This window comes from Nonomuraea sp. NPDC003201 (assembly GCF_053590415.1).
The window spans coordinates 1-12,886 of sequence record NZ_JBSFTC010000130.1 but is presented as its reverse complement, the minus strand read 5'-3'; the positions used below and the strand labels follow the sequence as shown (position 1 = coordinate 12,886).

Sequence of the window (12,886 nt, the reverse complement as noted above, 5' to 3'; positions counted from 1 at the left end):
AGTCGCATCACCTCTCCTCGGGTACGGTAAGCCACCGGCGTGCTTCCCGGGGACGCGGGTGATGCCGCGCTGGTTACGGCGAGCGGTCCATCTGGCAAGCCTTGTCCCCCGAAGCCCGGGTAGACGCTGATCATCGGCCTATCTGCGGAGCAGCCTTGAACCATCCCCCGGTCCACCTTCCACGCCTGACGGCACTCGCCCGGCAGGCGGCCCCCAGGCTGCTCGAAGGCGTCGTGGCGCCGCTGGCGGTGTTCTACCTGGCCATGATGGTCCTGGGATTCAAGGGGGCGCTCATCGCCACCGTCGCCTGGGTCTACATCGGGGTGGGCTGGCGGCTGATCAGGCGGGTCAAGGTGCCCGCCACCATGTTCCTGGCCGCGTTCGCGATCACGGTCCGCGCTCTCGTGGCGTTCTGGACCGGCACGTGGATGTGGTTCTTCATCCAGCCGGAGATGGGCACGATCTGCATCAGCATCGCGTTCCTCGCCTCCGTCCGGCTCAACCGGCCGCTCGTGCAGAAGCTCACGCTCGACTACATCCATCTGCCGTCGGCGGTGCTCAAGCACGAGCGGGTCCGCAGGTTCTTCGCCAGGATCACGCTGCTGTGGGCGTTCGTGCTGCTCATGAACTCGACGCTCAGCATCGCCCTGGCCGTCCACGAATATCTGGCCGGGTCGCTCGGCGGGTTCATGGTGCTGAGGACGTCAGCGGTGGCCGTGATCAGCGGGCTGGCGATCGCGTTCTCCATCTTCGCCTTCAAGCGGGTGCTCCGCCGGCTGAACGTCGCCCACACCTGACCGTTCGGTCAGCAGGAACGCCCCGCACATCCCCATGACCAGCCCCGTCAGCATGCCGAACAGCTCGGTCAGCTCCGCACCCGGCGCGCCGAGCGGCGCCCGTACGGAGCTGATGATCATCACGTAGAGCCCGCCGGCGAACAGCGAGCCAGAGCCGAGCCAGGCCGCCACCAGCGGGACCCAGAACGGGCCGCGCCCGCGCCGCCGGACCATCAGCACGAGCGCGACGGCCCCGGCGACGGCCAGCAGGCCCTCGACGCGGTCCTGAAGGCCCCCGGCGAGCTTGACCGCGCCGATCGGCCCGGCCACCAGCAGCGCACCCCAGGCCACGACCGTCTGGAACGACCGGGTCGGGCTCGCGAACGCGTGATCGATCCGGGTGGTGAAGACGCCCGGCCACCGGTCGCGCGAGTAGAGCACGAAGGCCGTCATGAGGCCGACACCCTGCACGACGAACCCGCCGTAGACCATCATGTAGATCCACGGCTCGATGGCCCCGCCGGTCTCGAAGACCGCCAGCCCCCCGGTCAGCACCATGATCGGCGCCGTGACGATCACCACGGCCAGCAGGCCCGTGCCGACCCAGAGCGGGAGCAGCACGAGCCAGGCCGGCAGCCGCCGTCCCCACCGCATGGTGAACGCCAGCGCCAGCACCAGCCCGGCCGCTTCCATGCCGAACGTCATCGTGTTGAGCCCGATCATCGCCGGGTCGGTCATGAAGGCCGGATCGGCGACCCCGACCGGGTGTCCCGTCAGCCAGAGCGTCTTCAGCGTGAGGTACGGCAGCATCGCGGCGATCGCGACGATCGCGGCGGTGACGCGGCCTATCCCCGGTCTGCGTTCAGTCATGCTCCGAGCGTCGCCCGGCGGGCCTTCGATGCCCTCCCGAGTCGCGGGGATCCTGCTCCCCCGTGCGGGGGATGCTCACGTCCAGCTCGAAGCCGTCGCCGACCAGGCCGGCGGTCAAGGTGCCTCCGGCCAGCCGGACGCGCTCGCGCAGGCCCGCCAGCCCCAGCCCGCCGGACAGCGCGAGGGGCCGGGCGCGCGGCCGGCCGCTGCGCACGGTGACGCGCTCCGGCGAGACCCGTACCCCGACCGGGGCCCCGGGGGCGTGCTTGGCGGCGTTCGTGAGCCCTTCCTGGACCACCGCGTGCGCCAGGTCGGGCACCGGCCCCGGCGCCAGGTCCAGGGTGATCGGCATGCCGGAGTCCCTGGCCCGCCGCACCAGCTCGGTCACGTCCTCGTTCACGGGTGACAGCGGCGCCGCGTCGGAGTCCTCGCGCAGCAGCCCGATGATCTGGCGCAGCCGGTCCGTGGCGTCGGCCGCCGCCAGCCGCAGCTCCCCCGCCGCCCTGACCTGCGTCTCGGCCAGCCCCTGGGCCATCTCCAGCCCGGCCGCCCGCACCGCGATCAGGGCCAGGTCGTGGCCGAGGGAGTCGTGCATCTGCCGCGCGATCCTGGCCCGCTCGCGCAGCCGCGCCTGCGCCTCGGCGGCCAGCCTCGCCTGCGTGCGCCCCTGCAGCAGCCTGCGCCTGAGCAGCCCCAGCAGGTACGGCACCACGTACGTGCCGAGCAGCGCGGTCACCATGGACACCCACAGGGCGAGGTCACCGCCCTTGGCCAGCACCACGCCCACGCCGACGGCCGAGATCAGGCAGAACGCCAGCGGCGCGGGCCAGAGCACGGCCAGGCGCCGACCGGTGAGGTAGGCGTACCACATGATGAACGGCGAGCTGGCCAGCAGCGGCAGGATCTTCACGTTGCGCCTGGGCAGCAGCCAGCTCAGGTCCACGGTCGCGAACCCCTCGCTGAACTGCCACGGCCCCAGCGGCAACAGCAGCACCAGCGCGGCCAGCGGCCAGCGGCGGCCCACCAGCACCGCGACCGTGGCCAGCCCGATCCTGGGCAGGCTCACCATGGCGAAGGCGGCCGGATCCACGAACGGGTCGGGGCCCATGGCCGCCACGAAGATGCCGAGCACGGCCCAGAGCAGCAGGTCGTAGACCACCTGGCGGCGGCTCTCCCGGCGAAGACGTCTCACCGGACCGACGGTAGCCGCCTCCCGCGCCCGCCGATGCCGCCGGAAGTCAGCCGGCGACCCTGACGAAAGTCAGGGTAGGGCGGCGCCCACTGCCGCGGTAGAGCTAGCCCCACCCCGAAAGCGCCTACCTCCACTCCTGTTTCGGCCTGCGGAAACCGGTTTGATCGTTGGTGTCACCCGGAGGTCGGAACCGGGCCCCCGACGAAAGTAGGGGGCGGTGCGTGCCGATCGTCCGATGTGCCGTGACCTGCGGAGTTTCTACCTTCATGGGGTACCGGCCCTGATCCGCGTAAGGGATGGGTCCGCGTTCGACCCGGGGCATCCCCGATGTCCCCGGCCGTGCCACGCAGACACGCTGTGTGGGTGCCCTAACGATCGGAGTGAACGCTCATGTCGCATGCCATTCTCGACCTGGTCCAGCAGGTGATGTCATCACCTTGGCTGTACGCGGCGCTGTTCGGGCTCGCGCTGCTCGACGGGTTCTTCCCGATCGTGCCGGCCGAGACGTCAGTGATCACCGCCGCGGTGTTCGCCGCCTCCGGCGAGACGAACCTGGCCCTGGTCATCGTGGCGGCGGCCCTGGGCGCCTTCGCCGGTGACCACATCTCCTACCTGATCGGCAACAAGTCGGCAGGCAGGCTGCGGGACAAGAAGGCGTTCGTCTGGGCCCGCGACACGCTGGCCGAGCGGGGCGGCCTCGTCCTCGTGGTGGCCAGGTACATCCCCGGCGGGCGCACCGCGACCACGCTGACCATGGGCGCCGTACGGCATCCGCTGCGCTCGTTCACGTTCTTCGACGCGATCGCGGCGAGCTCGTGGGCGGTGTACTCGGGCCTGATCGGCTTCTTCGGCGGCATGGCCTTCGAGAACGACCCGATCAAGGGCCTGCTCCTCGGCCTGGGCATCGCGGTGTCCATCACCGCGCTCGTCGAGCTCGTGAGATGGCTCAGGAAGCGACGCGCCATCCAGGCTTCCCCAGAACGTCTTCCCGCGGACACGTCCGTTTGACCCTGTCTGGCAACTATCCGTCTGAAAGGAGTGCGCATGACTGTGCTGGCCGCGGCGATCGCCCTGGTCGGTTCGCTGTTCTTCGCGCTCGGAGCCGCTCTCCAGCAGTTCGAAGCGGTCGGATCGGCCAAGCCTGGGCTGCTCGCCCTGTTGCGGAAGCCGCGCTGGCTGCTCGGCGGCGTGTCCATTCTGACGGGTGGTGGCCTGCACATCGTCGCGCTCGGGCTCGGGCCGCTGACCGTCGTCCAGCCGATGGGCGTGGCGAGCCTGCTGTTCGCCCTGCCCCTCGCCGCCACGCTGCACGGCCGCAAGCCCTCCCCCAGGGAGCTGGCGGCCGCGGGTGTGGTGGCGGCCGGGCTGGTCGGGCTCGTCCTGCTGGTCCCCAACTCGGAAGGTCCCACCTACCTCGGCCCGGACGGAGTGCTCACCCTGCTCGGCGTGGCCGGAGTCGCGGCGGTCCTGCTGTGGGCCGCCTCGCGGGCGGCCTCACCGGCGGGCCGGGCCGCCCTGCTCGCGACCAGCTCGGGCGTGCTCTACGGCGCGACGGCCACGCTCATGCGCGTGCTGCTGGACGGCACCTGGAACTGGTGGTACGTGCTGGCGCTGCCGGTGCCCCTGCTGCTGGCGCTGGTGATGCTCCAGCGGGCCTACGCGGTCGGGCACTTCGGCGTCTCGTTCGCCTCGCTCCAGATCGCCGACCCGCTCACCGCGGTGGCGTTCGGCGCGCTGCTGCTCGGCGAGCCGGTGCCGACCGGCATCGTGCCGGTCGCGGCGGCGCTCCTGACCGCCGCCGGGACCGTCGCGCTGGCCCGCACCAGCCCGCTGGAGTCCCGCAACAATCCCCCGACTCATTCCCCCACCCCTTTGTGAAACCGGAGTCACTTCCATGGCCATGCCCCTGCGTTCTCTCCCCCAGATCGCCGAGACCGCCCCCACCCCGGCCCCCGAGCGGCCGCGCCGGATCCTGATCTCGACCGACACCTACCCGCCGGACGTCAACGGCGCCGCCTACTTCACCCACCGCCTGGCCACCGGCCTGGCCGCGCGCGGCAACGAGGTGCACGTGGTCTGCCAGTCGGACGTGGGCCCGCCCACCGCCGACGTCGTGGACGACGTGATCGTGCACCGCCTGCGCTCCGCGCCGATACCGGTCCACCCCACGATGCGGTTCACGGTGCCGGCCAGGCTCGACCGGCTGATCGCCGGCATCCGGCCCGACGTGCTGCACGCCCAGGGCCACTTCGTGGTCGGCCGGGCCGCCATCGCCGCCGCCCGGCGCGCGGACGTCCCCATCGTGGCCACCAACCACTTCATGCCCGACAACCTCTTCCAGTTCTGCCACATCCCCGAGCGGCTGCGGGTCAAGGCCGGCCGGCTCGCGTGGCGCGACTTCAGCCGGATCTTCAACCGCGCCGACCGCATCACCACGCCGACCCCGCTGGCCGCCAAGCTGCTGGCCGACCAGGGCTTCGGCCGCGAGGTGGAGGCGGTCTCCTGCGGGATCGACCTGACCAGGTTCCACCCGCGCTCCGAACCCAAGGCGTGGGCGCGCAAGCTGTTCGACCTGCCCGACAGGCCCACCATCCTGTTCGTCGGCCGCCTGGACGAAGAGAAGCGCCTGGACGAGATCGTCCGCGCGCTGCCGCTCGTGCTGAACCGGACCGACGCCCAGGCGGTGTTCGTCGGCCGCGGCAACCAGCGGGCGGAGCTGGAGCGGCTGGCCGCCCGCATCGGCGTCGGCGAGCGGGTCTCCTTCCTGGGCTTCGTGCCCGACGAGCTCATGCCCCAGACGTTCGCCGCCGCCGACGTGTTCGCCATGCCGGGCATCGCCGAGCTGCAGAGCATCGCCACGCTGGAGGCCATGGCCATGGGGCTGCCCGTGGTGGCCGCCGACGCGATGGCGCTGCCGCACCTGGTGGACGAGAACGGATACCTGTTCCAGCCGGGCGACGTGATCTCCCTGGCCAGGCACCTGACGAACATTCTCACCGACGACGACCTGCGGGCCCGGCTCGGCAAGACCAGCAGGGAGCTGGCGCTCACCCACGACGACCGGTCGTCGCTGGCCCGGTTCGAGCAGATCTACGATGAGGTGGCCCGATGACCCCAGTCCAAAGCGCCTGGGGCGCTGTCTCCGGCACGGTGGTGTCCGTGTGCGCCCTGGCGTACGCGCAGGTCGCCCTGCCGACGCAGCCGCTGCTCAGCGACTATGCGTTAGTCTCCGGCGGGCTCGTGCCCGTCCTCGTGGGGATGCTGGCACTGGCGGGGGCGTGCCTGTGTCTCGCGTACGGGCTGGCGGCGAGCGACCCGGCGCGCACCGCGGCCACCAGGGTGCTGCTGCTGGCGGGGGCGGCGGGGCTGATGATGAGCGCGATCTTCCCCACGGACCCCGGCAACTCGCAGGTGGGCTCGCTGACCGGCGAGATCCACCGGTGGGCGGCGGCCGTCGTGTTCACCTCGCTGCCGGTCGCCGGCTGGAGCCTGGCCAGGGGCCGGGAGGCGGCGCCCCTGTGGAACGCGGTCCGGGCCCTGAGCGTGACCTCCGCGGCCATGCTGGCCTTCTACCTGGCGGCCCACCCGGCCTCGATCACCTCGCCGCTGATCGGCGGCGCAGGCTACTACGGCCCGCTGGAGCGGGGCGTGGTGCTGGCCGAGATGGCGCTGCTCGTCGCCATGGCGCTGGTGTCGGTCGCGAAGCGGCCCGCCGTGCGCACCCAGGCCGTCCCGGCCGAACCCGAACGCCCCGAGCGGACAGACCGCCTGGCGGCCTGATGCCCCCACCCTTCGACCCGCGACGAAATGACGCCGTTCTAGCGTGGAACCATGCTCATCACACGCCACTCAGCCGCTGAGGCGGTGCTCGCCGACCCGAGGTACGTGCCGCCTCCCGTACGACAGGACGCCGAGGAGGGCACGCTGGCCTGGCTCCGCGCCCAGGTGTCGAGGTTCAGCACCGGAGAGACGCACGCCGGGCGGCGCCGCCTGCTGGAGGAGCGGCTGGCCGCCCTTGACCCCGCCGAGCTGAGAACGGCCGCCAGAGCCATGACGCTGGAGCGGGGCGGCGACTGGCGAGGCGTCCCCACGGCCGTGCTCGGCGCCGCGCTGGGGGTGAAGGACACGGGCGCCGTGGCCGCCGCCGCGACCGGCTACCTGTCCGGCGAGGAGAGCCCGGAGGCCGACGCCGCCGTCGCCGAACTGCTCGGCCAGGCCACGATCCCCGAGATCACCCTGCTGCTGCAGGGGCACGCCGCCACGGAGGCGCTCATCGAGAACGCCCTCGGGCATGCCTTCGAGAACGACCCCGGGCGCGCCTTCGAGCACGCCGGACCCGGCGCCGACCCCGAGGCGCTGCTGCACGAGACGCTCAGGCAGGACCCGCCGCTCAAGGCCACCCGCAGGCTCGACACGCGGACCGGCGACGAGGTGACCATCGACCTGGTGTCGGCCAACCGCGACCCTGACGTGTTCGCCGATCCCGACCGGTTCGACCTCTCGCGCGGCCGTACCCCCCATCTGACCTTCGGCCACGGCGTGCGCCCCTGCCCCGGGCCCGCCCACGCGCTCGCGCTGGCCGCCGGCGTGCTCGAAGCCCTTCTCGACGCGAGCCGCTCATGAACTTCCACGACCTGCACCGCCCCGGCGACCCCCTGCTGCTGCCGAACGCCTGGGACTACGGCTCGGCCGCCCTCCTGGCCCGGGAGGGCTTCCCGGCGATCGGCACGACCAGCCTCGGCGTGGCCGCCGCGTACGGCAGACCGGACGCGGCCGGCGCCACCAGGGCGGAGACCATCGAGCTGGCCGAATCGATCAAGGACCTGGGCGTCATGGTCACCGTCGACATCGAGGGCGGCTTCAGCGACGACCCCGCCGAGGTGTCCGACCTGGTCGCGGGCCTCGCCGCGCTCGGAGTCGCGGGGATCAACCTGGAGGACGGCCGCCCGGATGGCACGCTGCGCCCGATCGAGCTGCACCAGCGGATCATCGAGGCGGCCAAGGGACACGGCGTGTTCGTCAACGCCCGTACGGACACGTACTGGCTGAAGACCGGCGACACGCGCGAACGGGTGGCCGCCTACGGCCACGCCGACGGGATCTTCGTGCCCGGCATGAGCGATCTGCGCGAGATCGCCGAGGTGGCCGCGAGCACGCCGCTCCCCCTCAACGTCCTCTACCAGCCGGACGGCCCCACGCTCCCCCGGCTCGCCGAGGCCGGCGTGGCCAGGGTCAGCACCGGGTCGCTGCTGTACCGGGCCGCGCTCCACGGGGCGCTCGCGGCGGTGTCCGCGGCCCAGGGCAGGCAGGCCCCTCCGCTGCCGACCTACGCGGAGATCGCCGCGCTGCTGCCGCAACCGCGATAATCGAGGCATGCGCTTCCAGATCCTCGGGCCCACCAGCGCGCTGGACGAGGACGGCGAGCCGGTCGCGCTCGGCGGTCCCCGGGTGCGCGCGCTGCTGACGCTGCTCGCCCTGCACGCCGGCCGCATCGTCGGCGGCGAACAGCTCGTGGACGGCATGTACGGCCCGAGACCGCCCGAGGGCGTGGCCAACGCGCTGCAGTCGCAGGTCTCCAGGCTGCGGCGGGCGCTGGGCAGGGACCTGGTGGAGTTCCATCCGGCGGGATACCGGCTGGTGGCCGACCCTCAGGACGTGGACGCGCGCAGGTTCGAGCTGCTGACGCAGCAGGGCAGGCAGGCCCTCGCCGGCGGTGATCCCGGCCGGGCGGCCACGCTCCTGCGCGAGGCGCTCGAGCTGTGGCGGGGCGCGCCGCTGTCCGACGCCCCGCACGCCGAGGCCGCCGCGGCGGCACTGGCCGAGCTGCGGCTGGCCGCCACCGAGGACCGCGTGCAGGCCGACCTCGACCTGGGCCGGCATCGCGAGCTGGTCGCCGAGCTGAGCCAGCTCGCCGCCGCCCACCCGCTGCGCGAGCGGCTGCGCGCCCTGCTCATGCGTGCCCTCTACGGCAGCGGCCGCCAGGCCGAGGCGCTGACCGTCTACGACGAGGCCAGGAAGATCCTGGACGAGGAGCTCGGCGTCGAGCCGGGAGCCGAGCTGGCCGCCGCCCACCTGGCCGTGCTCAGGGCCGACCCGGCGCTCGGCGCCCTCGCTCCCGACGCCGCCCCCGCGGCCCGGCGGCGGCAGGGCCTGCGTGCCCAGTTCACCAGCTTCGTCGGCAGGGCCGAGGAGATCGAGCAGGTGGCCGCCAGGCTGCGAGCCAACCGGCTCGTCACGCTGATCGGGCCCGGCGGCGCGGGCAAGACGCGGCTGGCGACCGAGGCGGCCGACCAGGAGCCCGGCGACGTGTGCTTCGTGGAGCTCGCGCCGGTCTCCGAGGACGCCGGCGTGCCGGGGGCCGTCCTGTCCGCCCTGGACATCCGCGACGCCCCGCCCACCCCCGACCGGCTCACCGTCGACCCGGCCACCAGGCTCGTCACCGCGCTGGCCGGCCGCAGGCTGCTCCTGGTCCTGGACAACTGCGAACACGTCGTCGCGGCCACCGCCGGCCTGGCCGACCTGCTGCTGGCCTCCTGCCCCGAGCTGCGCGTGCTGGTGACCGGGCGCGAGGCGCTCGGCATCACCGGCGAGTCGATCCTGCCCGTGGCGCCGCTGCGGCTGCCGCCGCCCGAGGCCGGCAGCCCCCTGGACTATCCGGCGGTCCGGCTGTTCGCCGACCGCGCCGCCGCCGTACGGCCCGGCTTCGCCGTGGACGCGGGCAACGCCGCGGCGGTCGTACGCATCTGCCGGGCGCTCGACGGGCTGCCGCTGGCCATCGAGCTGGCCGCGGCGCGGCTGCGCACCCTGTCGGTGGCCGACGTGGCGGCCCGGCTCGACGACCGGTTCAGGCTGCTGACCAGGGGCAGCCGTACGGCGCTGCCCCGGCACCAGACGCTGCACGCGGTCGTCGCGTGGAGCTGGGACCTGCTGGACGAGAGCGAGCAGCGGCTGGCCAGGCGGCTGAGCGTGTTCGTCGGCGGCGCCCGGCCGGAGGCGGCCGAGCAGGTGTGCGGGCTGCCCGAGGACGTGCTCTTCTCGCTGGCGGAGAAGTCGCTGGTGGAGTTCGTGGGCGGCCGTTTCCGGATGCTGGAGACGATCAGGGTGTTCTGCGCGGAACGGCTGGCGGAGTCGGGCGAGGCCGAGCCGATCTCCGAGGCGCACGCCCGCTACTGCCTCGACCTGGTCATGACGGCCGACCCGTTGCTGCGCACCGGTGAGCAGCTGGAGTGGCTGGTCCGGCTCGACGAGGAGAGCGACGAGGTCGACGCGGCGATCCGCTGGGCGACCGCGTCCGGGCGGCCGGAGCTGGGGTTGCGGCTGCTGGCCCACTGCGGCTGCTACTGGTGGATGCGCGGCAACCGCGTCACCAGCGCCCACCTGGCCGCCGACCTCATGACCGCGCTCGGCTTCCGGCATCCGCCGGGCATGGAGGAGGAGTACGTCATGTGCGTGCTCATCAGGGCCTGGACCGGCGGCATCGACGAGGAGCTGCGCGCGCGGCTCGCGGAGGCGCGGCAGCTGCTGCCGGCGTACAACCTGCCGATGCGGGTGGAGTTCCTCTCGATGCTGCTCTCGGCCTACACAGGGCCGCCCGGCGAGTACGACGAGGTCTACACCGCGCTCACCAGCCGCGCCGACGAGCTCGAGCCCTGGCAGGAGGCGCTGTCCTACGGCGGTGTGGCGTTCCTGCTGCAGTCGACCGGCCGGGCCGCCGAGGCGCTGGTCAACTTCGAGCGGAGCCTGGCCGCGTTCAAGGCCATCGGGGAGCGGTGGGGCATGGTGATGACGCTGTCCGGCCTCGGCGCTCTCTACCAGGAGAAGGGCGACTTCACGACCGCGATCGCGCTGGCCGACGAGGCGCTGGCGGTGGCCACCGAGCTGGGCGCCGAGACGGAGATCGCCGAGGCCCTGTGCCGGCGGGGCGACGCCCGGCTCAACCTGGCCGACGCGACGGGCGCGCGGGCCGACTACCTGCGGGCCGCCGAGATGTCGCGCAGGAACGGTTCGACGGAGACGATGGCGTGGGCGCACCTCGGGCTGGGCCAGGTCGCGCTGTTCCAGGGTGACCTGGACGAGGCCCGCGCGCTGCTCGTCCAGGCTCGTGACGAGGTGCCGGGCGACTGGTACACCACGGAGGAGACCCGCGCCCGCATCACCGCCGCCCTCGACGAGGTGAACGCCCGCTCAGCCGGGCCTGCCAGCGAGCCTCCCAGTTAAGCGGCCGACGAGCCGCCCCGGCCGGGCCTGCCAGCGGGGCGGTCAGCGAGCGGTAGGCAGGCCGTCAGCCGCGCTCCCGACAGTAGACGGCATGAAGAACAAATGGTCCTGCCTGGCCATCGCCTGCCTGGCCACCCTGCTGCTCTCGCTCGACCTCACGGTCCTGCACCTGGCCCTGCCCAGGCTGGTGACCGACCTCGGCGCGAACTCCACCCAGTTGCTCTGGATCGGCGACATGTACGGCTTCGCGCTGGCCGGCCTCCTCGTCACCATGGGCAACCTCGGCGACCGCATCGGCCGCAAGCGCCTGCTGCTGATCGGCGCGGCCGCGTTCGGGGCCGCCTCGGTGGTGACGGCGTACGCGCCCAACCCCGAGCTGCTGATCGCGGCCAGGGCCCTGCTCGGCGTGGCCGGAGCGACGATCATGCCGTCCACCCTGTCGATCGTCCGGAACGTGTTCACCGACCCGGGCGAGCGCACCGCCGCCATCGGCATCTGGAGCGGGATGAGCGCCGCCGGGTTCGCCATCGGCCCGGTCGTGGGCGGCCTGCTGCTCGACCACTTCTGGTGGGGCTCGGTCTTCCTGATCAACGTACCGATCATGCTGCTGGTGCTGGCCGGCGGGATCCTGGTGCTGCCCGAGTCGCGCAACCCGCACGCGGGCCGGCCCGACCTGATCAGCGTCGTCCTCTCGTTCGCCGGCGTGGTGACGGCCGTCTACGCGGTCAAGGAGGCGGCGCACAAGGGCCTGGAGCACGCCGACGTGCTGGTGGCGGGCGCGGCCGGGGTCCTGCTGCTGGGCCTGTTCGTGTGGCGCCAGACGCGGCTGCCCGAGCCGCTGATCGACGTCCGGCTCTTCAGGCGGCGGGCGTTCAGCGCGTCCATCGTCACGAACCTGCTGGCGATCTTCACGATGTCGGCCATGATGCTGATGTTCGGCTGGTACCTGCAGCTCGTCCTGGGCTGGTCGCCGCTCCAGGCGGGCCTCGCACAACTGCCGGGCGGCCTCAGCGGCGCGGTGGGCGGCATCATGGCCGCCAAACTGATCCACCGCATCGGCAGGAACGGCGTGGTCGCGCTGGGCCTGGCCATGAACGCCGGCGCGTTCCTCTACTACAGCACGCTCGGCCCCTCCCTGAACTACCTCGCCCTGCTCCCCGTCATGATCATCGGTGGCCTCGGAGTCGGCTTCACCTTCACCGTCAACAACGACAACGTCCTCGCCACGGCCCCCAGGGAGCGAGCGGGAGCGGCCGCCGCCGTCTCGGAAACGGCCTTCGAACTGGGCGGCGCACTGGGCATCGCCATCCTCGGCACGGTCCTGAACACCGCCTACCAAACCAACCTGCACCTCCCCACCGGCCTCCCCTCCGCCGACGCCGCACGAGAGTCGATCGCAGGCGCGGTGAGCACGGCCACGACCTTGCCGCCGGAGCAGGCGGGTCAGCTCATGCGAGCAGCACAGACGGCCTTCATCGAGGGCCTGCACGTGACCGCCCTGGTCACTGCCGCCCTCCTGGCCGTTGTGGCCGTGCTGGCCCTGATCGGGCTGCGCGGCGTACCGAAGGTCATCCCGGAGGAAGTCCTGACCCACGCCTGACACCGGCAACCAGCATGGTCCTCACAATGGGGGGCGCTACGCGCGATACCGGCTCGGGCAGCGCCTCCCAGGGGGGCAGAGCCCCCCTTCGACCCCCCAACTGCTCGGTCCTCGCAGTGAGTCGCGCTACGCGCGATGGAGCTCGGGCAGCGCCCTGGGGGGGGGGGGGCCCCCCCCCCCCGCGGGGGGGGGGGGGGGGCCGCCCCCCCCCCCCCCCCCCCCCCCCCCCCC

At 72.8% G+C, this 12,886-nt stretch carries 11 protein-coding genes; 9 read left to right on the top strand and 2 right to left on the bottom strand.

Annotated elements, in window-relative coordinates:
• Nucleotides 1-155: 155 nt before the first annotated feature.
• Nucleotides 156-797: a VC0807 family protein gene (locus tag ACWDX9_RS34620; RefSeq protein WP_350738909.1), complete on the top strand. Its 642-nt coding sequence runs from the start codon at nucleotides 156-158 to the stop codon at nucleotides 795-797.
• Here the strand turns inward: ACWDX9_RS34620 and ACWDX9_RS34615 are convergent.
• Both ACWDX9_RS34615 and ACWDX9_RS34610 read right to left on the bottom strand, forming a co-directional pair.
• Complete coding sequence (locus tag ACWDX9_RS34615; protein ID WP_449961452.1) at nucleotides 705-1,646, bottom strand: hypothetical protein; 942 nt, start codon at nucleotides 1,644-1,646, stop codon at nucleotides 705-707. The genes ACWDX9_RS34620 and ACWDX9_RS34615 overlap by 93 nt on opposite strands.
• Nucleotides 1,639-2,838 (bottom strand): sensor histidine kinase, encoded by a 1,200-nt coding sequence (locus tag ACWDX9_RS34610; protein ID WP_449961449.1) that lies wholly within the window; start codon nucleotides 2,836-2,838, stop codon nucleotides 1,639-1,641. The genes ACWDX9_RS34615 and ACWDX9_RS34610 overlap by 8 nt, the downstream gene beginning before the upstream one ends.
• 390 nt (nucleotides 2,839-3,228) lie before the next feature.
• Here ACWDX9_RS34610 and ACWDX9_RS34605 point away from each other — a divergent pair, with 390 nt between their 5' ends.
• From ACWDX9_RS34605 to ACWDX9_RS34570, 8 genes are all read left to right on the top strand, one after another.
• On the top strand, nucleotides 3,229-3,846 hold the full coding sequence (locus ACWDX9_RS34605) for a DedA family protein (protein ID WP_449961447.1): 618 nt from the start codon (nucleotides 3,229-3,231) through the stop codon (nucleotides 3,844-3,846).
• Between the two features lie 36 nt (nucleotides 3,847-3,882).
• The gene (locus tag ACWDX9_RS34600; RefSeq protein WP_449961445.1) at nucleotides 3,883-4,716 is read left to right on the top strand and encodes a DMT family transporter; all 834 of its coding nucleotides are present in this window, start codon (nucleotides 3,883-3,885) and stop codon (nucleotides 4,714-4,716) included.
• A 16-nt stretch (nucleotides 4,717-4,732) separates the two neighbouring features.
• Nucleotides 4,733-5,950 (top strand): glycosyltransferase, encoded by a 1,218-nt coding sequence (locus tag ACWDX9_RS34595; RefSeq protein ID WP_449961443.1) that lies wholly within the window; start codon nucleotides 4,733-4,735, stop codon nucleotides 5,948-5,950.
• The gene (locus tag ACWDX9_RS34590) at nucleotides 5,947-6,618 is read left to right on the top strand and encodes a DUF998 domain-containing protein (protein ID WP_449961441.1); all 672 of its coding nucleotides are present in this window, start codon (nucleotides 5,947-5,949) and stop codon (nucleotides 6,616-6,618) included. Before ACWDX9_RS34595 ends, ACWDX9_RS34590 begins: the two co-directional genes overlap by 4 nt.
• A 51-nt stretch (nucleotides 6,619-6,669) precedes the next feature.
• The gene (locus ACWDX9_RS34585) at nucleotides 6,670-7,461 is read left to right on the top strand and encodes a cytochrome P450 (protein ID WP_449961439.1); all 792 of its coding nucleotides are present in this window, start codon (nucleotides 6,670-6,672) and stop codon (nucleotides 7,459-7,461) included.
• Complete coding sequence (locus ACWDX9_RS34580) at nucleotides 7,458-8,204, top strand: isocitrate lyase/PEP mutase family protein (RefSeq protein ID WP_449961437.1); 747 nt, start codon at nucleotides 7,458-7,460, stop codon at nucleotides 8,202-8,204. Before ACWDX9_RS34585 ends, ACWDX9_RS34580 begins: the two co-directional genes overlap by 4 nt.
• A 7-nt stretch (nucleotides 8,205-8,211) precedes the next feature.
• Nucleotides 8,212-11,055 (top strand): BTAD domain-containing putative transcriptional regulator, encoded by a 2,844-nt coding sequence (locus tag ACWDX9_RS34575; RefSeq protein WP_449961435.1) that lies wholly within the window; start codon nucleotides 8,212-8,214, stop codon nucleotides 11,053-11,055.
• 91 nt (nucleotides 11,056-11,146) lie between these two features.
• Nucleotides 11,147-12,655: a DHA2 family efflux MFS transporter permease subunit gene (locus tag ACWDX9_RS34570; RefSeq protein WP_449961432.1), complete on the top strand. Its 1,509-nt coding sequence runs from the start codon at nucleotides 11,147-11,149 to the stop codon at nucleotides 12,653-12,655.
• Nucleotides 12,656-12,886 lie beyond the last annotated feature (231 nt).